Origin of the sequence: Pseudomonas sp. BN102, from assembly GCF_029871245.1 — a bacterium.
Classification (GTDB): Bacteria; Pseudomonadota; Gammaproteobacteria; order Pseudomonadales; family Pseudomonadaceae; genus Metapseudomonas.
On the sequence record NZ_SSON01000075.1, the window covers coordinates 280,339 to 299,752 of the forward strand.

General features: G+C 63.6%; 22 protein-coding genes. 21 read left to right on the top strand and 1 reads right to left on the bottom strand.

Annotation, left to right across the window (positions count from 1 at the left end):
* Positions 1-5: 5 nt before the first annotated feature.
* From tgt to E8F12_RS22575, 5 genes are all read left to right on the top strand, one after another.
* Positions 6-1,121, top strand: a complete 1,116-nt coding sequence (gene tgt, locus E8F12_RS22555) for a tRNA guanosine(34) transglycosylase Tgt (protein ID WP_280327629.1) — start codon at positions 6-8, stop codon at positions 1,119-1,121.
* A 58-nt stretch (positions 1,122-1,179) separates the two neighbouring features.
* A complete protein-coding gene (yajC, locus tag E8F12_RS22560; protein WP_280288403.1) occupies positions 1,180-1,518 on the top strand; it encodes a preprotein translocase subunit YajC in 339 nt (112 codons plus the stop codon).
* A 62-nt stretch (positions 1,519-1,580) separates the two neighbouring features.
* A complete protein-coding gene (secD, locus tag E8F12_RS22565; protein ID WP_280327389.1) occupies positions 1,581-3,443 on the top strand; it encodes a protein translocase subunit SecD in 1,863 nt (620 codons plus the stop codon).
* Between the two features lie 8 nt (positions 3,444-3,451).
* Complete coding sequence (secF, locus tag E8F12_RS22570) at positions 3,452-4,366, top strand: protein translocase subunit SecF (RefSeq protein WP_280327390.1); 915 nt, start codon at positions 3,452-3,454, stop codon at positions 4,364-4,366.
* A 184-nt stretch (positions 4,367-4,550) separates the two neighbouring features.
* A complete protein-coding gene (locus E8F12_RS22575) occupies positions 4,551-5,135 on the top strand; it encodes a glycine zipper 2TM domain-containing protein (RefSeq protein ID WP_280288400.1) in 585 nt (194 codons plus the stop codon).
* Positions 5,136-5,194: 59 nt separating this feature from the next.
* Here E8F12_RS22575 and suhB read toward each other — a convergent pair whose 3' ends face one another.
* Positions 5,195-6,010: an inositol-phosphate phosphatase gene (suhB, locus tag E8F12_RS22580; RefSeq protein WP_280327391.1), complete on the bottom strand. Its 816-nt coding sequence runs from the start codon at positions 6,008-6,010 to the stop codon at positions 5,195-5,197.
* A gap of 150 nt (positions 6,011-6,160) precedes the next feature.
* Between suhB and trmJ the strand changes: the two genes are divergently transcribed.
* From trmJ to hisS, 16 genes are all read left to right on the top strand, one after another.
* Positions 6,161-6,934 carry a tRNA (cytosine(32)/uridine(32)-2'-O)-methyltransferase TrmJ gene (gene trmJ / locus E8F12_RS22585; RefSeq protein ID WP_280327392.1) on the top strand — a complete coding sequence of 258 codons (774 nt, stop codon included), beginning with the start codon at positions 6,161-6,163 and terminating at the stop codon, positions 6,932-6,934.
* A complete protein-coding gene (gene cysE / locus E8F12_RS22590; RefSeq protein ID WP_280327393.1) occupies positions 6,934-7,710 on the top strand; it encodes a serine O-acetyltransferase in 777 nt (258 codons plus the stop codon). Before trmJ ends, cysE begins: the two co-directional genes overlap by 1 nt.
* Positions 7,711-7,895: 185 nt before the next feature.
* Positions 7,896-8,393 (top strand): Fe-S cluster assembly transcriptional regulator IscR, encoded by a 498-nt coding sequence (gene iscR, locus E8F12_RS22595; RefSeq protein ID WP_003448379.1) that lies wholly within the window; start codon positions 7,896-7,898, stop codon positions 8,391-8,393.
* A 49-nt stretch (positions 8,394-8,442) separates the two neighbouring features.
* The gene (locus E8F12_RS22600; RefSeq protein WP_280327394.1) at positions 8,443-9,657 is read left to right on the top strand and encodes an IscS subfamily cysteine desulfurase; all 1,215 of its coding nucleotides are present in this window, start codon (positions 8,443-8,445) and stop codon (positions 9,655-9,657) included.
* A 30-nt stretch (positions 9,658-9,687) separates the two neighbouring features.
* Entirely contained in the window at positions 9,688-10,074 is a 387-nt protein-coding gene (gene iscU, locus E8F12_RS22605) for a Fe-S cluster assembly scaffold IscU (protein ID WP_280288395.1), read from the top strand.
* Between the two features lie 25 nt (positions 10,075-10,099).
* Positions 10,100-10,423 (top strand): iron-sulfur cluster assembly protein IscA, encoded by a 324-nt coding sequence (gene iscA / locus E8F12_RS22610; RefSeq protein WP_069082391.1) that lies wholly within the window; start codon positions 10,100-10,102, stop codon positions 10,421-10,423.
* 7 nt (positions 10,424-10,430) lie between these two features.
* Positions 10,431-10,952: a co-chaperone HscB gene (gene hscB / locus E8F12_RS22615; RefSeq protein WP_280327395.1), complete on the top strand. Its 522-nt coding sequence runs from the start codon at positions 10,431-10,433 to the stop codon at positions 10,950-10,952.
* Between the two features lie 47 nt (positions 10,953-10,999).
* The gene (hscA, locus tag E8F12_RS22620; protein WP_280327396.1) at positions 11,000-12,859 is read left to right on the top strand and encodes a Fe-S protein assembly chaperone HscA; all 1,860 of its coding nucleotides are present in this window, start codon (positions 11,000-11,002) and stop codon (positions 12,857-12,859) included.
* A gap of 7 nt (positions 12,860-12,866) precedes the next feature.
* Positions 12,867-13,205, top strand: a complete 339-nt coding sequence (gene fdx, locus E8F12_RS22625) for an ISC system 2Fe-2S type ferredoxin (RefSeq protein WP_280327397.1) — start codon at positions 12,867-12,869, stop codon at positions 13,203-13,205.
* 10 nt (positions 13,206-13,215) lie between these two features.
* The gene (iscX, locus tag E8F12_RS22630; protein ID WP_280288390.1) at positions 13,216-13,416 is read left to right on the top strand and encodes a Fe-S cluster assembly protein IscX; all 201 of its coding nucleotides are present in this window, start codon (positions 13,216-13,218) and stop codon (positions 13,414-13,416) included.
* Between the two features lie 102 nt (positions 13,417-13,518).
* Entirely contained in the window at positions 13,519-13,950 is a 432-nt protein-coding gene (gene ndk, locus E8F12_RS22635) for a nucleoside-diphosphate kinase (RefSeq protein ID WP_280327398.1), read from the top strand.
* A 25-nt stretch (positions 13,951-13,975) separates the two neighbouring features.
* Positions 13,976-15,124, top strand: coding sequence for a 23S rRNA (adenine(2503)-C(2))-methyltransferase RlmN (gene rlmN / locus E8F12_RS22640; protein ID WP_280327399.1), 1,149 nt, complete (start codon positions 13,976-13,978; stop codon positions 15,122-15,124).
* A gap of 13 nt (positions 15,125-15,137) precedes the next feature.
* Positions 15,138-15,893 (top strand): type IV pilus biogenesis/stability protein PilW, encoded by a 756-nt coding sequence (gene pilW, locus E8F12_RS22645; RefSeq protein WP_280327400.1) that lies wholly within the window; start codon positions 15,138-15,140, stop codon positions 15,891-15,893.
* The gene (locus E8F12_RS22650; RefSeq protein ID WP_280327401.1) at positions 15,890-16,987 is read left to right on the top strand and encodes a helix-turn-helix domain-containing protein; all 1,098 of its coding nucleotides are present in this window, start codon (positions 15,890-15,892) and stop codon (positions 16,985-16,987) included. The genes pilW and E8F12_RS22650 overlap by 4 nt, the downstream gene beginning before the upstream one ends.
* A gap of 3 nt (positions 16,988-16,990) precedes the next feature.
* On the top strand, positions 16,991-18,103 hold the full coding sequence (gene ispG, locus E8F12_RS22655) for a flavodoxin-dependent (E)-4-hydroxy-3-methylbut-2-enyl-diphosphate synthase (RefSeq protein ID WP_280327402.1): 1,113 nt from the start codon (positions 16,991-16,993) through the stop codon (positions 18,101-18,103).
* 15 nt (positions 18,104-18,118) lie between these two features.
* The gene (gene hisS, locus E8F12_RS22660) at positions 18,119-19,408 is read left to right on the top strand and encodes a histidine--tRNA ligase (protein WP_280327404.1); all 1,290 of its coding nucleotides are present in this window, start codon (positions 18,119-18,121) and stop codon (positions 19,406-19,408) included.
* The last annotated feature ends 6 nt before the right edge of the window (positions 19,409-19,414 follow it).

Here is a 19,414-nt window from a genome sequence, read left to right on the forward strand (position 1 = left end):
GCCGGATGAACTTCGAGCTGCTGGCCACTGACGGCAAGGCCCGTCGCGGCCGCCTGACCTTCCCCCGCGGGACAGTGGAAACGCCGGCCTTCATGCCAGTGGGCACCTATGGCACGGTCAAGGGCATGCTGCCGCGGGACATCGAGGCCATCGGTGCGCAGATCATCCTTGGCAACACCTTCCACCTCTGGCTGCGCCCGGGCATGGAGGTGATCAAGCGTCACGGCGACCTGCACGACTTCATGCAGTGGCAGGGACCGATCCTTACCGACTCCGGCGGTTTCCAGGTGTTCAGCCTGGGCGCCATGCGCAAGATCAAGGAGGAGGGGGTGACCTTCGCCTCCCCGGTGGACGGCGCGAAAGTGTTCATGGGCCCCGAGGAATCCATGCAGGTGCAGCGCGACCTGGGCTCCGACATCGTGATGATCTTCGATGAGTGCACGCCCTATCCGGCTGAATTCGACGTGGCCAAGCGCTCCATGGAGCTGTCGCTGCGCTGGGCCAAGCGCTCCAAGGTCGCCCACGGCGAGAGCAGTGCGGCGCTGTTCGGCATCGTTCAGGGTGGCATGCACGAGGAGTTGCGCATGCGCTCCCTGGAAGGGCTCAGCGAAATCGGTTTCGACGGACTGGCCATCGGCGGCCTGTCGGTGGGCGAGCCGAAGGAAGAGATGATCCGCGTGCTCGACTACCTGCCCGGGCAGATGCCGGCCGACAAGCCGCGCTACCTGATGGGCGTCGGTAAGCCGGAAGACCTGGTGGAAGGCGTGCGCCGCGGGGTGGACATGTTCGACTGCGTGATGCCCACCCGCAACGCGCGCAACGGACACCTGTTCATCGAGACCGGGGTGCTGAAGATCCGCAACTCGGTGCACAAGCATGACGAGTCGCCACTGGACCCGACCTGCGACTGTTACACCTGCAAACATTTCTCCCGCGCCTACCTCCATCACCTGGACAAATGCGGCGAAATGCTGGGTAGCATGCTGAATACGATCCACAACTTGCGCCACTACCAACGCCTGATGGCTGGTTTGCGCGAGGCTATCCAACAGGGTAAATTGGCCGCCTTTGTCGATGCCTTCTATGCCCGTCGCGGCTTGTCAACGCCGCCGATGGACTGAGTCAGAGCAAGTTAATTTCAAGACCTGGACTTTCAAATCCTTGTAACAGGAGTGCTACATGAGCTTTCTGATCCCCGCCGCATATGCCGATGCCGCTCCGGCCGCCGCCGCCGGCCCTGCCGGCACTGGTTTCGAGTGGGTTTTCCTGATCGGTTTCCTGGTCATCTTCTATCTGATGATCTGGCGCCCCCAGGCCAAGCGCGCCAAGGAGCACAAGAATCTCCTGGGCAACCTGCAGAAGGGTGACGAAGTGGTCACCTCCGGCGGCATCGCCGGCAAGGTCACCAAGGTTACCGATGACTTCGTGGTCATCGAGGTGTCCGACACCGTGGAGCTGAAGTTCCAGAAGGCGGCCATCGCGGCGACCCTGCCGAAGGGTACGCTGAAAGCCATCTAAGGATCCTTGGATCAACACCGACGGGGCGCCATCAGGCGCCCCGCGTCATAACGGGCGGAGTCATGCTCAACAAGTACCCTCTGTGGAAATATCTGCTGATCCTGGCGGTGCTGGCGATCGGCCTGGTCTATTCCGCACCCAATCTCTATCCGGACGATCCGGCGATCCAGATCAGTGGCACCAGTACGGCGCTGAAGATCCAGCAAGCCGACCTGGACAAGGCCGCTGAAGCCCTCAAGCTGGCCGGTATCGAAATCAAGGCGGCTAGCGTCAGCGAACGTGGCGGCCTGCTGCGCCTGACCAAGCTGGGCGACCAGCTGCCGGCGAAGGACGTGGTGCGCAAGGCCCTTGGCGACGACTACGTGGTTGCCCTGAACCTGGCCCCGACCACTCCGGACTGGCTGCGCAAGCTCGGCGCCGCGCCGATGAAACTGGGCCTGGACCTTTCCGGTGGTGTGCACTTCCTACTGGAAGTGGACATGGAGAAGGCGGTCACTGCGCGCCTGAAGATCTACGAAGGCGAAGTCCGCACCCTGCTGCGCAAGGAGCGTGTCCGTTACCGCAGCCTGCCGTCCCAGGAGAACGGGTTCCAGCTGGGCTTCACCGACCAGGAATCCCTGGGCAAGGCCCAGTCGCTGATCCGCAAGAGCTTCACCGACTTCGACATGACCACCACCGAGCGTGGCGGCCAGCAGGTCCTGCAGCTGACCCTGACCCAGGCCAAGCTGGCGGAGATCCGCGAATATTCCATCAAGCAGAACCTGACCACTGTTCGTAACCGCGTCAACGAACTGGGCGTGGCCGAGCCCATCGTGCAGCGCCAGGGCGCCAACCGCATCGTGGTCGAGTTGCCGGGCGTGCAGGACACCGCCGAAGCCAAGCGTATCCTCGGCAAGACCGCCAACCTGGAGTTCCGCCTGGCCGCCGAGGCGACCGCCAGCAAGGCGTCCACCGAATCCTTCGAGTTCCGCGAGCCCGGTCGTCCGCCGGTGCCGCTGGAGCGTAGCCTGATCATCACCGGTGACCAGGTCACCGACGCCCAGGCCAGCTACGACGAGAACGGCCGCCCGCAGGTGAACATTCGTCTCGATGGCCATGGTGGCGAGCTGATGAGCCGCGCTACTCGCAACAACGTGGGTCGCAGCATGGCGGTGATCTTCATCGAGCAGCGCCCGATCACCCGATACGTGACCCAGGATGTCGACGGCGTTCAGAAGGAAGTGGCGGTACAGAGCTTCAAGGAAGAGAAGAAGATCATCAGCCTGGCGACCATCCAGTCGCCGCTGGGCAGCCAGTTCCGCATCACCGGCCTGGACGGGCAGGGCGAGTCCTCCGAGCTAGCGCTGCTGCTGCGAGCCGGCGGCCTGGCCGCACCGATGTATTTCGCTGAAGAGCGCACCATCGGCCCGAGCCTGGGTGCCGAGAACATCGTCAAGGGCATCGAATCCACCGAGTGGGCGATGGTCTTCGTCTCGCTGTTCATCATCGCCATCTACCGCTTCTTCGGTTTCCTGGCCACCATCGCCCTGGCGTTTAACCTGGTGCTGCTGGTGGGTCTGATGTCGGTGATAGGCGCGACCCTGACCCTGCCGGGTATCGCTGGTATCGTGCTGACCCTCGGCATGGCGGTGGACGCCAACGTGTTGATCTACTCGCGGATCCGCGAGGAACTGAACAATGGCCTGTCCGTACAGCGGGCGATCCACGAGGGTTTCGACCGCGCCTATACCGCGATCGTCGACAGTAACCTCACCACATTGCTGGTGGGCGGCATCCTGTTCGCCCTCGGCACCGGTCCGATCAAGGGCTTTGCCGTGACCATGTCGCTGGGGATCATCACCTCGATGTTCACCGCCATCATGTTCACCCGTGGCATGGTCAACCTGATCTTCGGTGGTCGCAACTTCAAGAAACTGTGGATTTGAGGCCTGCCATGATCAAGTCAACCATCCGTTTCATGGCGATACGCAACATTGCGTTCGCCATCACCCTGATCATCAGCCTGATCGGCATCGGCAGCCTGTTCGTCAAGGGCCTGAACTTTGGCCTGGACTTCACCGGCGGCACCCTGATCGAGCTGTCCTACGAGAAGCCGGCGAACCTCGAACTGATCAAGCGGGAGCTGGGTCAGGTGGGTTACGAGGATGCTGTGGTGCAGAGCTTCGGCGCGTCCACCGACGTGCTGGTGCGCCTGGCCGGCGACGATCCGCAGCTGGGTAACCAGGTGGCCGATGCCCTGCGCAAGGTCGACGCCGAGAGCAAGTTCGAGCTCAAGCGCGTGGAATTCGTTGGTCCCCAGGTGGGCGAGGAACTGCGTGACCAGGGTGGCCTGGCCATGCTGCTGGCGCTCGGCGGCGTCCTGCTGTACCTGGCTTTCCGCTTCCAGTGGAAGTTCGGCCTCGGTGCCATCGCTTCCCTGATCCATGACGTGATCGTCACCTTGGGTATCCTGGCGTTCTTCCAGATTCCCTTCGATCTCACCGTGCTGGCCGCGGTCCTGGCGATGATCGGTTACTCGCTGAACGACACCATCATCATTTTCGACCGTATCCGCGAGAACTTCCGGGTACTGCGCCGGGCGGACCTGATCGAGAACATCGACGTGTCCTGCACCCAGACCCTGCTGCGGACCATCGCTACCTCGGTGTCCACCGCGCTGGCGCTGTTCGCGCTGCTGCTGTTCGGCGGCGACAGCCTGAACGGCTTCGCGCTGTCGCTGCTGGTGGGTGTGGTGGTGGGTACCTACTCCTCCATCTACATCAGCGCCCCGGTGCTGATCTGGCTGAGGCTGACCTCCGAGGACCTGATTCCGACGGCGAACACCGCCGAAGCGGACGATCGTCCCTGAAGCTAGGCGTCACCGCTCTACGCAAGGCCCGGCAATTGCCGGGCCTTGCCGTTTTCGGCGGGTGAGACTGCCGTCCCATTTGTCGGAATATTCCTTCAGGTTTGGGAACTTGGCCTTTTTCCTTCTATCCAAGGCAGGGAGTAGGGCATGCAAGCCCGCCAAGGAAGCGAATCAGGAGGTTCATGTGAACAAGTCGATGCTCGTCGGTGCTGTTTTGGGTGCGGTTGGCGTGACTGCCGGCGGCGCCGTGGCCACCTACAACCTGGTAGGCAATAAAGGCCCGGAATATGCCGAAGTGCTCGCTGTCCAGCCGATCAGTGAAACCATCAAGACGCCTCGCGAGGTTTGCAATGATGTGGCGGTGACCCGTCAGCGTCCGGTCAAGGACCAGCACCAGATCGCCGGTACCGTGCTGGGCGCGGTAGCAGGTGGCCTGCTGGGCAACCAGGTCGGCGGCGGCACCGGCAAGAAGATCGCGACTGTCGCCGGTGCGGTGGGTGGCGGTTATGCCGGCAACAAGGTGCAGGAGCATATGCAGTCCAGTGACACCTACACCACCACCGAGACTCGCTGCAAAACCGTCACCGACACTAGCGAGAAGCTGGTGGGTTATGACGTGAAGTACCAGTTGGACGGCAAGGTCGGCCAAGTCCGCATGGATCATGATCCGGGTCGGCAGATCCCGGTCACCAAGGAAGGCCAGTTGGTGCTGACCCAGCAGCAGGCAGGCATCGAGTCGCAGGGCGGCGGTGCTGGAGTCCAGCAATAAGCTGGCGCCAAGGTATTAAAAAACCCGGCCTAGGCCGGGTTTTTTATTGTTCGACGCAATCAGCGCTTCAGCGACGGCGGCAGGTGCGGCTGGATGGCAGTCAGGACTGCCTTGAAGCACTTGGTGTTGCCCGCCACCACATGGCCCTTCTCGAGGAAGTCGTGGCCGCCGGTGAAGTCGCTCACCAGGCCGCCGGCTTCCTGGACCAGCAGGGCGCCTGCGGCCATGTCCCATTCGGACAGGCCGAATTCCCAGAAGGCATCGAAGCGGCCGGCCGCTACATAGGCCAGGTCCAGGCTGGCGGAGCCGGCGCGGCGGATGCCGGCGGTCTGGCCCACCAGGCTGCGGAACATGCCCAGGTAGTTGTCGAGGTTGTCCAGCTGGGCGTCACGGAAGGGGAAGCCTGTGCCGAGCAGGGCGCCTTCCAGGCTCTTGCGCGGGCTGACGCGCAGGCGGCGACCGTTGAGGGCGGCGCCGCGGCCGCGGCTGGCGGTGAATTCTTCCTGGCGTACCGGATCAAGGACTACGGCGTGCTCCAGGCGGCCCTTGTATTTGCAGGCAATGCTCACGGCGTAGTGCGGAACGCCGCGGATGAAGTTGGTGGTGCCATCCAGCGGATCGATGATCCACAGGTAATCGGCGCCTTCGCCCTTACCTTCCAGCAGACCGCCTTCTTCGCCGAGAATGCCGTGGTTCGGGTAGGCCTTGCGCAGGGCCTGGACGATGGAGAGCTCGGCAGCGCGGTCGACCTCGGTGACGTAATCCTTGGCGTCCTTCTCGTTGATGGAGATAACGTCCAGGCGCTCGATCGAGCGGAAAATCAGTTCACCGGCGCTGCGAGCGGCGCGCAGGGCGATATTCAGCATAGGCTGCATGGGGAATTCACCTGGGTCGTTAAAGAAGAAAGCCGCGCATGGTAGCAGAAAACGCCAAACGCAGGCAGGGGAGGCTGTGCGATTCGTGGCGTTGAGGCGGGGCGTCCGGTAATATTTCGCTCCCTTGAGGTTCCGCTGAGAGACAAAGCGTTGCTGCAGAACATTCGCGTGGTGCTGGTCAATACCAGCCATCCCGGCAATATCGGTGGTGCCGCCCGCGCCATGAAGAACATGGGCCTGTCGCGGCTGGTGCTGGTCGACCCTGAGGACTTCCCCAGCGTCGAGGCGTTGGCGCGTGCCTCCGGCGCCGATGACATCCTGGAAAGTGCCCAGGTGGTCGGGACCCTGGAAGAAGCCCTGGTGGGCTGCAGCCTGGTGCTCGGCACCAGCGCTCGTGATCGGCGCATTCCCTGGCCGCTGCTCGATCCGCGCGAGTGCGGCAAGACCTCGGTCGAGCAGGTGCAGGCTGGGGGCGAAGTGGCGCTGGTGTTCGGTCGCGAATATGCGGGGCTGACCAACGAGGAACTGCAGCGTTGCCAGTTCCACGTGCACATCCCCTCCAATCCGGACTTTTCCTCGCTGAACCTGGCCGCTGCGGTGCAGGTTCTGACCTATGAGGTGCGCATGGCCTGGCTTGCCGCCGAAGGCTTGCCGAGCAAGGTGGAGAAGGTGGAAACCACCGCCATGCTCAACGCCCAGCCCGTGACCATGGATGAGCTGGAGCTTTTCTTTGGGCACCTGGAAAGCACCCTGGTGGAGATCGGCTTCCTCGATCCGGAGAAGCCGCGGCACCTGATGTCCAGGCTGCGCCGGCTCTATGGCCGCAGCGGCATCAGCAAGCTCGAGATGAATATCCTGCGCGGCATCCTGACGGAAACCCAGAAGGCCGCGCGGGGCGAAATACAGAAGCGGAGAGACAAGTGATGTTCGAGCGCATGCGAGAAGACATTCAGAGCGTATTCCATCGTGACCCGGCTGCGCGCAATGCCTTCGAGGTGCTCACTTGTTATCCGGGGCTCCATGCCATCTGGTTGCATCGTGTGGCCAATGCCCTGTGGGTGGCCGGCTGGAAGTGGCTGGCACGCCTGGTGTCCAACTTCGGGCGCTGGCTCACCGGCATCGAGATCCATCCGGGGGCTAAGATCGGTCGGCGCTTCTTCATCGACCATGGCATGGGCATTGTCGTGGGTGAAACCGCGGAGATCGGCAACGACGTCACTCTCTACCAGGGCGTGACCCTTGGCGGCACCAGTTGGAACAAGGGCAAGCGCCATCCAACCCTGGAAGATGGCGTGGTGGTGGGGGCGGGTGCCAAGGTACTCGGGCCTTTCACCGTGGGTGCTGGCGCCAAGATCGGCTCGAACGCGGTGGTGACCAAGGCGGTGCCGGCGGGAGCCACTGCAGTGGGCATCCCTGGTCGGATCATCGTCAAGGCTGACCCCGAACAGGAGGCCAAGCGGCAGGCCATCGCCGAGCGTTTCGGCTTCGATGCCTACGGCGTCGGTCAGGACATGCCCGACCCGGTGGCGCGCGCCATCGGCCAACTGCTGGACCACGTGCAGGCGGTGGATGAGCGCCTGGATGGCATGTGCAAGGCGCTGACCGCCCTGGGCAGCGACTACTGTGCGAAGGCGCTGCCGGAACTGCGTGACGAGGACTTCGCCGGGGTCAAGGACGAAGAGCGCAAGCCGGTGGCCTGAGTCCCTGATCCGACCTTGGCCTGAGGAGGTTTGGTCGGATTCTTAGGGTGCTAACGGGATATGCATCTGATATCATTCGCGCCCCTGCAAGGTGTAATTCCGACTATTTTGATCGGACTTATAGTTGACTTAAATAGTCGGGAATTGCATACTCGCTGCACTCCAGCGACTCCGTGGTACTCACCATGCGACTGACCACCAAAGGCCGATACGCCGTCACCGCCATGCTTGACCTGGCGCTGCATGCTCAGCAAGGTCCGGTGTCTCTGGCTGATATTTCCGAGCGGCAGGGCATTTCCCTGTCTTACCTCGAACAGCTTTTCGCAAAGCTCCGCCGCGGCAATCTGGTCAGCAGCGTGCGCGGTCCCGGCGGCGGTTACCAGCTTTCCCGAGACATGCATGGCATCCATGTCGCCCAGGTGATAGATGCGGTCAACGAGTCGGTGGATGCCACCCGTTGCCAGGGCCTGGGTGATTGCCATTCCGGCGATACCTGCCTGACCCACCACCTCTGGTGCGACCTGAGCCTGCAGATTCACGAATTCCTCAGTGGCATCAGCCTGGCCGATCTGGTCAACCGGCGTGAGGTCCAGGAGGTCGCTCAGCGGCAGGATCAACGCCGCTGTGGAAGCAATGGCAGGACGCCGCATCTCGATAAGATTGAAGCGTCCGCCATCGATTGAGCAGGGCGCCGGCCCGTGATTGGCCCCGATACCTGATAGGAGAGCCCCGATGAAATTGCCGATTTACCTCGACTACTCCGCCACTACGCCAGTGGACCCGCGCGTCGCTCAGAAAATGAGCGAGTGCCTGCTGGTGGATGGCAACTTCGGCAACCCGGCCTCGCGTTCCCACGTGTTCGGCTGGAAAGCTGAAGAAGCGGTGGAGAATGCACGTCGTCAGGTGGCAGAACTGATCAACGCCGACCCGCGTGAAATCGTCTGGACTTCCGGTGCAACCGAATCCGACAACCTCGCCATCAAGGGCGTGGCGCATTTCTACAGCGGCAAGGGCAAGCACATCATCACCTCGAAGATCGAGCACAAGGCGGTGCTGGATACCACCCGCCAGTTGGAGCGCGAAGGCTTCGAGGTCACCTACCTGGAGCCGGGCGAAGACGGCCTGATCACTCCGGCCATGGTCGAGGCTGCGCTGCGTGAGGACACCATCCTGGTGTCGGTCATGCACGTGAACAACGAAATCGGCACCGTCAACGACATCGCCACCATCGGCGAGCTGACCCGTGCCCGCGGCATCCTCTTCCACGTCGACGCCGCCCAGTCCACCGGCAAGGTGGATATCGACCTGGAGAAGCTGAAGGTCGACCTGATGTCCTTCTCCGCCCACAAGACCTACGGCCCGAAAGGCATCGGCGCGCTCTACGTGCGCCGCAAGCCGCGCGTGCGTCTGGAAGCCATGATGCACGGTGGCGGCCACGAGCGCGGCATGCGCTCCGGCACCCTGGCCACCCACCAGATCGTCGGCATGGGTGAGGCCTTCCACATCGCCAAGCAGGAGATGGCCACCGAGCGCGTGCGCATCAAGGCTCTGGCCGAGCGTTTCTGGGCGCAGATCGACGGCATGGAAGAGCTCTACCTGAACGGCAGCGCCACCTCTCGCGTGCCGCACAACCTGAACGTCAGCTTCAACTACGTCGAAGGCGAGTCGCTGATCATGGCGCTCAAGGACCTCGCGGTGTCCTCGGGTTCCGCCTGCACCTCGGCCTCCCTGGAGCCTTCGTACGTGCTGCGCGCCCTGGGTCGTAACGACGAGCTGGCGCACAGTTCCATCCGCTTCACCTTCGGTCGATTCACCACCGCGGACGAAGTGGACTACGCCGCCGGCAAGGTCCGCGAAGCGGTGAGCAAGCTCCGTGAACTGTCCCCGTTGTGGGATATGTATAAAGAGGGCGTCGACCTTTCCCAGGTCGAATGGCAGGCGCACTGACGCCCCCCTGATGAGTGAGGAATAGAGATCATGTCGTACAGCGAAAAGGTCATCGACCACTACGAAAACCCGCGTAACGTCGGCAAGCTCGACGCCCAGGACCCCAATGTGGGCACTGGCATGGTCGGCGCCCCGGCCTGCGGTGACGTGATGCGTCTGCAGATCAAGGTCAACGAACAGGGTGTCATCGAAGACGCCAAGTTCAAGACCTACGGCTGCGGCTCCGCCATCGCCTCCAGCTCCCTGGCCACTGAGTGGATGAAGGGCAAGACGCTGGACGAAGCGGCTTCCATCAAGAACACCACCATCGCCGAAGAGCTGGCTCTTCCACCCGTGAAGATCCACTGCTCGGTCCTGGCTGAAGACGCCATCAAGGCGGCCGTCCACGACTACAAGCAGAAGAAGGGTCTGCTCTAAGCGCTCGAACGAGTAAGGAGTTGCAATGGCCATCAGCATGACCGAATCCGCCGCCCGTCACGTGCAGCGTTCCCTCGAGGGGCGCGGCAAGGGCGAGGGTATCCGTCTGGGGGTGCGTACGACTGGCTGCTCCGGTCTCGCCTATGTGCTGGAGTTTGTCGACGAGGTGACCTCGGATGACCTGGTCTTCGAGAGCTACGGCGTGAAGGTGATCATCGATCCCAAGAGCCTGAGCTACCTCGACGGCACCGAGTTGGACTTCGTTCGCGAAGGACTCAACGAGGGCTTCAAGTTCAATAACCCGAACGTGCGCGGCGAATGCGGCTGCGGCGAGAGCTTCAACGTCTGAGGCGTTTGTGGGAACTCCCTGTCATTTCGCCCTGTTCGACATGAAGCCGGGTTATCGGCTGGATCTCGATCAGCTCGCAACGCGTTATCGCGAGCTGGCGCGTACCGTCCATCCCGACCGCTTCGCCGATGCCTCCGAGCGTGAGCAGCGCCTGGCGTTGGAGCGTGCGGCGCAGCTGAACGACGCCTACCAGACGCTGAAATGCGCGCCGCGGCGGGCGCTGTACCTGCTGGCCCTCAAGGGGCGGGAGTTGCCGCTCGAGGTGACGGTGCAGGATTCGCAGTTCCTGCTGCAGCAGATGCAGTGGCGCGAAGAGTTGGAAGAGTTGCAGGACAGCGCCGACTTGGCCGGTGTCGACGTCTTCAAGCGTCGGCTCAAGGGAGCCCAGGCCGAGTTGGATGGTGATTTCGCCGATTGCTGGGACGACCCCGAGCGCCGGGAGGAAGCCGAGCGCCTGGTACGTCGGATGCAGTTCATCGACAAGCTGACCCACGAAGTGCGCCAACTGGAAGAGCGCCTCGACGATTAACCCGCGATGCCGACCTGGTTGCCGGTACGCCTGATAAATAGACAAGCATGGCCTTACTGCAGATCGCTGAACCCGGGCAGAGCCCCCAGCCGCACCAGCGCCGTCTGGCGGTGGGTATCGACCTGGGTACCACCAATTCGCTGGTCGCCGCCGTGCGCAGCGGCGTCGCCGAACCCCTGCCGGATGCCGAGGGCCAGGTCATCCTGCCGTCCGCCGTCCGCTACCACGCCGACCGCGTCGAAGTGGGCGGTAGCGCCAAGCAGGCCGCCTCCAGCGATCCGCTGAACACCATTCTCTCGGTCAAGCGCTTCATGGGCCGCGGCCTGGAGGACGTCAAGCTGCTGGGCGAGCAACTGCCATATCGCTTCGTCGGTGGCGAATCCCACATGCCGTTCATCGAGACGGTGCAGGGAGCCAAGAGCCCGGTGGAAGTTTCGGCCGACATCCTCAAGACCCTGCGTCAGCGTGCCGAAGAAACCCTCGGTGGCGAACTGGTCGGCGCGGTGATCACGGTGCCGGCCTACTTCGACGAAGCCCAGCGCCAGGCCACCAAGGACGCCGCGCGTCTCGCCGGCCTGAATGTCCTGCGCTTGCTCAACGAGCCCACCGCCGCCGCTGTCGCCTATGGGCTGGACAAGCAGGCCGAGGGCGTGGTCGCCATCTATGACCTGGGCGGCGGTACTTTCGATATTTCCATTCTCCGTCTCACCCGCGGCGTCTTCGAAGTCATGGCTACCGGCGGCGACAGCGCCCTGGGCGGCGACGACTTCGATCACGCCATCGCCGGCTGGATGGTCCAGCAGGCCGGTCTCTCGGCCAACCTCGATCCGGGCGCCCAGCGCAGCCTGCTGCGCGCCGCCTGTGACGCCAAGGAAGCCCTGACCGCGAGCGACAGCGTCGAACTGGTCCATGGCGACTGGCGCGGCATGCTGACGCGCGAGCAGTTCGATGCGCTGATCGAGCCCATGGTGGCCCGCAGCCTGAAGGCCTGCCGCCGCGCCGTGCGTGACGCCGGCATCGAGCTGGGCGAGGTCGAGGCCGTGGTCATGGTGGGTGGTTCCACCCGGGTGCCGCGTGTGCGCGAGGTCGTCGCCGAAATGTTCGGCCGCCAGCCCCTCACCGATATCGACCCTGACCAGGTGGTGGCCATCGGTGCCGCGGTGCAGGCCGATACCCTGGCCGGCAACAAGCGCGGCGAAGAGCTGCTGCTGCTGGACGTGATTCCCCTGTCGCTCGGCCTGGAAACCATGGGCGGGCTGATGGAACGGGTGATTCCGCGCAACACCACCATTCCGGTGGCTCGCGCCCAGGACTTCACCACCTACAAGGATGGCCAGACGGCCATGATGATCCACGTGCTCCAGGGCGAGCGCGAGCTGATCAAGGATTGCCGCTCCCTGGCGCGTTTCGAGCTGCGTGGCATTCCGCCCATGGTGGCGGGTGCGGCGAAGATCCGCGTGACCTTCCAGGTGGATGCCGACGGCCTGCTGGGCGTGACCGCCCGTGAGCTGGGCTCGGGTGTCGAGGCGAGCATACAGGTCAAGCCGTCCTACGGCCTGACCGATGGTGAAATCTCGCGCATGCTGCGGGATTCGTTCCAGTACGCCGGTGAAGACAAGAACGCCCGCGCCTTGCGCGAACAGCAGGTCGAGGCCGAGCGTCTACTGGAGGCCGTGCAGGCGGCGCTGGAGGCGGATGGCGAACGTCTGCTGGACGACACCGAGCGCGCCGCCATCGCCGATAGCATGCAAACCCTGCGTGAACTGGCTGCCGGCAGCGATGTCGCCGCCATCGAGACGCAGATCAAGCGCCTGTCCCAGGTGACCGATGCCTTCGCCGCGCGTCGTATGGATGCTGCCGTGAAAGCGGCCCTGTCCGGTCGCCGACTCAACGAAATCGAGGATTGACCCAGAAATGCCGCAGATCATCTTCCTGCCCCATGCCGAGCATTGCCCCGAGGGCGCTGTGGTCGAGGCGCAGCCGGGCGAAAGCATCCTGAAGGCCGCCCTGCGCAACGGCCTCGACATCGAGCACGCCTGTGAAATGTCCTGCGCCTGCACCACCTGCCACGTAGTGGTGCGCGAAGGTTTCAATTCCATGGAGCCTTCCGACGAGCTGGAAGACGACATGCTCGACAAAGCCTGGGGCCTGGAGCCTAATTCGCGCCTGTCCTGCCAGGCGAAAGTGGCGGACGAGGACCTGGTGGTGGAGATCCCTAAATACACCATCAACCAGGTATCCGAAGGGCACTGAGGAGCGCGATATGAGCCTGAAATGGACCGATGTGCTGGAAATCGCGATCCAGCTCGCTGAAGTCAAACCGGATGTCGATCCGCGCTACGTCAATTTCGTCGACCTGCACAACTGGGTCCTGGCCCTGCCAGAGTTTTCCGACGACCCGCAGCGCGGTGGCGAGAAGGTTCTGGAGGCCATCCAGGCCGCCTGGATCGAAGAAGCCGACTGACCGGCGTCTCACTCTGGGCCCCGGCCCTACGCATTTCCCCCTAACCCGCGTATAATTCGCGGGTTTAATTTTTCGCTTTAATCCTTGTTTCTGGAGTTTTCCATGGCTGTCGAACGTACTCTCTCCATCATCAAGCCGGACGCCGTTGCCAAGAACGTAGTCGGTGAGATCGTCACCCGCTTCGAAAAAGCCGGTCTGCGCGTCGTTGCCGCCAAGATGGCTCAACTGTCCGAGCGCGAAGCCGGTGGTTTCTACGCCGAGCACAAAGAGCGCGGTTTCTTCAAGGATCTGGTTGCCTTCATGACTTCCGGTCCGGTTGTCGTACAGGTCCTGGAAGGCGAGAACGCCATCGCCAAGAACCGTGAACTGATGGGCGCTACCGATCCGAAGAAAGCTGACGCCGGCACCATCCGCGCCGACTTCGCCGTTTCCATCGACGAAAACGCCGTACACGGTTCGGACTCCGAGGCTTCCGCGGCTCGCGAAATCGCCTACTTCTTCGCCTCCACCGAGGTGTGCGCTCGCACTCGCTGATAGCGACGGCGCGAGGGGTGAAGCCATGACTGAATCGACCGGTAAAGTGAACCTGCTGGGCCTGACCCAGCAACAACTGGAAAGCTTCTTCGAGTCCATCGGGGAGAAGCGCTTCCGCGCCGGTCAGGTGATGAAATGGATTCACCACTTTGGCGTCGATGATTTCGACGCCATGAGCAACATCGGCAAGGCCTTGCGCGACAAGCTCAAGGCCTCCGCCGAGATTCGCGGCCCGGAAGTGGTCAGCCAGGACATTTCCAGCGATGGCACCCGCAAGTGGGTGGTCCGCGTCGCCTCCGGCAGCTGTGTTGAAACCGTGTACATCCCGCAAGGCGGTCGCGGCACTCTCTGCGTCTCGTCCCAGGCCGGCTGCGCGCTGGATTGCAGCTTCTGCTCCACCGGCAAGCAAGGTTTCAACAGCGACCTCACCGCCGCCGAAGTGATCGGCCAGGTGTGGATCGCCAACAAGTCCTTCGGGACGGTTCCAGCGAAGATCGACCGTGCCGTCACCAACGTGGTGATGATGGGCATGGGCGAGCCGCTGCTGAATTTCGACAACGTGGTCGCCGCCATGAACATCATGATGGACGACCTCGGTTACGGCATTTCCAAGCGCAAGGTGACCCTTTCCACCTCCGGCGTGGCGCCCATGATCGACAAACTGGGCGAGGTCATCGACGTCTCCCTGGCGCTGTCTCTGCATGCGCCGAACGACCCATTGCGCAACCAGTTGGTGCCGATCAACAAGAAGTACCCCCTGGCCGTGGTGCTGGATGCCTGCCGCCGCTACATTTCCCGTCTGGGCGAGAAGCGCGTGTTGACCATCGAGTACACCCTGCTCAAGGACGTCAACGACCAGCCCGAACACGCTTCGCAGATGATCGAGCTGCTCAAGGAATTCCCCTGCAAGATCAACCTGATTCCGTTCAACCCCTTCCCGCACTCCGGCTACGAGCGGCCGAGCAACAATTCCATCCGTCGCTTCCAGGATCTGTTGCACAAGGCCGGACACAATGTCACCGTCCGCACCACTCGCGGCGACGACATCGATGCCGCCTGCGGCCAGCTGGTCGGACAGGTCATGGACCGCACCCGCCGCAGCGAGCGCTATATCGCCGTGCGCCAGCTGAACGCCGAGGCGGAGGCGTCCCGCGACGCCACGAATCGGAACTAGAGAAGGACCACCCATGACCCTGCGCGCTGCGCTGCTCCTCGTTTCCACCGCATTGCTCGCCGCCTGCGTATCGACCGGTCACCTCGACCCGATGAAGACCGACAAGGGCCGCGACGCGGCGCGTGACGCCTATATCGAACTGGGCATCGGCTACCTGAAGGAGGGTTCCACCGAGAACGCCAAGGTGCCGCTGAAACAGGCCCTGGAGCTGGACCCTTCCAATGCCGACGCCCACGCGGCCCTGGCCCTGGTGTTCCAGACCGAGAGGGAGCCGGAACTGGCCGACCAGCATTACCGCAAGGCCCTTTCCTCCCGCAGCGACTCGCGAATCCTCAATAACTACGGCGGCTTCCTGTACGAGCAGGGACGCTACAAGGATGCCTACGAGCGTTTTCTGCAGGCCGCCGAAGACAACCTCTATCCCGAGCGTTCCCGGGTCTTCGAGAACCTGGGACTGACTGCCCTGAAGCTGAACAATCCAGCCCTGGCCAAGCAGCAGTTCGACAAGTCGTTGCGCCTCGAGCGCCGGCAGCCGCGGGCGCTGCTGGAGATGGCCCAGCTGTCCTTCGATGAGAAGCAGTACGTGCCGGCTCGCGACTACTACGACCGCTTCAGCAAGATATCCCCGCAGAATGCCCGCAGCCTGCTGCTCGGCTCGCGCCTGGCGACCATATTCGAAGACCGCGACCAGGCCGCCAGCTTGGGTCTGCAACTCAAACGCCTCTATCCCGGCACGCCGGAATATCAGCAATACCTGTCGGAGCAATGATGAAAGCGTCGCATCCAGAAGCTGTAGCGGCGACTCGCGCCAACCCAGGCGAGACCCTGCGTAAGGCACGTGAGAGCAAGGGATTCGCTCTGGGCGAAGTCGCCCGTCACCTCAACCTGACCGAGCTGGCGCTGCGCCAACTCGAGGCTGGCGACTTCGACCGGTTGCCGGGGCACACCTTCGCCCGTGGTTACGTCCGCGCCTATGCCAAGCTCATGGGCATGGACCAGGCTACCCTGGTCAACGAGTTCGACCATTACACCGGCACCGATGCCAAGGGCAGCAGCGTGCACAGCCTGGGCCGCATCGAAGAGCCGGTGCGCCTGTCGCATAGCATCCTGCGCATTGTCAGCTTCGTCATCCTGGTCGCCCTCGGCGGCATCGGCTTCTACTGGTGGCAGGAACATTCGCAGCGCAACGACGACGGCGCCGCCAACGTCAACCTGGAGCACGTGGAAGTGGAGAGCGCCGATGGCACTACCCAGATCCACCCACTCGACGAACCGGAAGACCAGGCCGTAGCCGAAGCCCAGGAAGGCCAGTCGCCGACCCCGGCCGAAGTCTCTCCGGAGACGGCCGCGCAGCCTGAGCAGCAACCCGTCGACGGTGCCCCGGCGGCGCCTGCTGGCGAAGCCGCGCCTACTGCACCGACCCCAATCGCCCAGGCTCCGGCCGTGGCCGCCGTGCCGAACACCGCACCGGCCCAGCCCGCGGCACCTGCGGTTGCTGCGCCGAGCGCGCCGGCAGTGGCACCGACCGCTCCCGCCACTCCCGCTGTACCCACTGCGCCCGCCGCAGCCCCGGTCCCCGCCGCTGAAAGCCCGGCACCGGCTCCGGTGGTTGCCCAGCAGGGCCAGGGCGTGGTGCGCATTCAGTTCACTGCCAATTGCTGGACCCAGGTCACCGACGCCAACGGCAAGGTGCTGGTCAGCGCCCTCAAGCGCACCGGCGACAACCTGGAGCTGGCCGGCAAGGCCCCGCTGGAAGTACGCCTGGGCTTCGCCCGCGGTGCCCAGCTCAGCTACAACGGCCAGTCGGTCGACGTGGCGCCTTATGTTCGTGGCGAAACCGCACGCCTGAAGTTGGGGCAATAAGCCATGCATTGTGAATCTCCGATCAAACGCCGCCCGTCGCGGAAAATCTGGGTGGGCTCCGTACCGGTGGGCGGTGATGCGCCCATCGCCGTGCAGAGCATGACCAATACCAATACCTGCGACGTGGCCGCCACCGTGGGCCAGATCCAGCGCCTGGTGGACGCCGGCGTCGATATCGTCCGCGTCTCCGTGCCCGACATGGACGCCGCCGAGGCGTTCGGCCGGATCAAGCAGCAAGTCCAGGTACCGCTGGTGGCTGATATCCACTTCGACTACAAGATTGCCCTGCGCGTCGCCGAGCTGGGCGTCGACTGCCTGCGCATCAACCCGGGCAACATCGGCCGCGAAGATCGCGTCAGGGCCGTGGTCGACGCTGCCCGTGACAAGGGCATCCCGATCCGCATCGGCGTCAACGCCGGCTCCCTGGAGAAGGACCTGCAGAAGAAGTATGGCGAGCCGACTCCGCAGGCCCTGGTCGAATCCGCCCTGCGCCATGTCGAGCATCTCGACCGCCTGGATTTCCAGGACTTCAAGGTCAGCGTCAAGGCTTCCGACGTGTTCATGGCCGTCGAAGCCTATCGCCTGCTGGCCAAGCAGATCGAACAGCCGCTGCACTTGGGCATCACCGAGGCCGGTGGCCTGCGCTCCGGCACCGTGAAGTCGGCGGTGGGCCTCGGCATGCTGCTGGCCGAGGGCATCGGCGACACCATCCGTATCTCCCTCGCGGCGGACCCGGTGGAAGAGGTCAAGGTCGGCTTCGATATCCTCAAGTCGCTGCACCTGCGTTCCCGCGGGATCAACTTCATCGCCTGCCCGAGCTGCTCGCGGCAGAACTTCGATGTGGTCAAGACCATGAACGAGCTGGAAGGCCGCCTCGAGGACCTGCTGGTCCCGCTGGATGTGGCCGTGATCGGCTGCGTGGTCAACGGACCGGGCGAAGCCAAGGAAGCCCATATCGGCCTGACCGGTGGCAGCCCCAACAACCTGGTCTACATCGACGGCAAGCCGGCGCAGAAGCTGAACAACGACAACCTGGTGGATGAGCTGGAACGGCTCATCCGCGAAAAGGCGGCCGAGAAGGCCGAAGCTGACGCGGCTGTGATCGCCCGTAGCTGAATTTAAGGAACCTTCGTGAGCAAGACTCTGCAAGCCATTCGTGGCATGAACGACATCCTGCCGGAACAGACGCCTACCTGGCGCTACCTGGAAAACACCCTGGCAGGGCTGCTGGATGGCTACGGCTACCAGGAAATCCGCCTGCCGATCCTCGAGTTCACCGAGCTCTTCGCCCGCGGCATCGGCGAAGGCACCGACGTGGTCGACAAGGAGATGTACACCTTCCTCGACCGCAACGAAGAGTCCCTGACCCTGCGTCCAGAAGGCACTGCGAGCTGCGTGCGCGCCATGCTCGAGCATGGCCTGATCGGCGGTGGCCAGGTGCAGAAGCTCTGGTATGCCGGCCCGATGTTCCGCTACGAGAAGCCGCAGAAGGGCCGCTACCGCCAGTTCCACCAGATCGGTGTGGAAGTCTTCAACCTGCCGGGGCCGGACATCGACGCCGAGCTGATCGTGCTCACCTGGCGCCTGTGGCAGAAGCTCGGCCTGGCCGACGCGGTCACCCTGCAACTGAACAGCCTGGGCTCCAGCGAGGCGCGTGCCCGCTATCGTGACGCCCTGGTGGCCTATCTGCAGGAGCGTTACGACCTGCTCGACGAAGACAGCCAGCGCCGCCTGACCACCAACCCGCTGCGCATCCTCGACAGCAAGAACGGTGGCACCCAGGCCCTGCTGGTGGATGCGCCGACCCTGCACGATTACCTCGACGACGAGTCTCGCGCCCATTTCGAGGGGCTCAAGGCACGCCTGGATGCCGTCGGCATCCGTTACGAGATCAATCCGAAACTGGTGCGTGGCCTGGACTACTACGGCCGCACCGTATTCGAGTGGGTCACCGACAAGCTCGGCGCCCAGGGCACCGTCTGCGCCGGTGGCCGCTATGACGGCCTGGTCAGTCAGTTCGGCGGCAAGCCGACCCCGGGCGTGGGTTTTGCCATGGGTGTCGAGCGCCTGGTGCTGCTGCTGGAAACCCTCGGTCTGGTGCCGGAAGAATTGAACAACCCCGCCGACCTCTTTATCTGTGCCTTCGGCGAGCCGGCCGAACTGGCTGCCCTGGGCCTGGCCGAGCGACTGCGTGACGCCCTGCCGGGGCTGCGCCTGCTGGTCAACGCCGGCGCCGGCAGTTTCAAGAGCCAGTTCAAGAAAGCCGACAAGAGCGGTGCCCGTTACGCACTGATCCTGGGGGACGACGAACTGGCCAAGCGCGTGGTAGGTTTCAAGCCGCTTCGCGACGACAGCGAACAACAAAGCATTGCCTGGGATGCTCTCGCCGAGCATCTCGCTACCTGCCTGGCGCGGGTTTGAGCATTC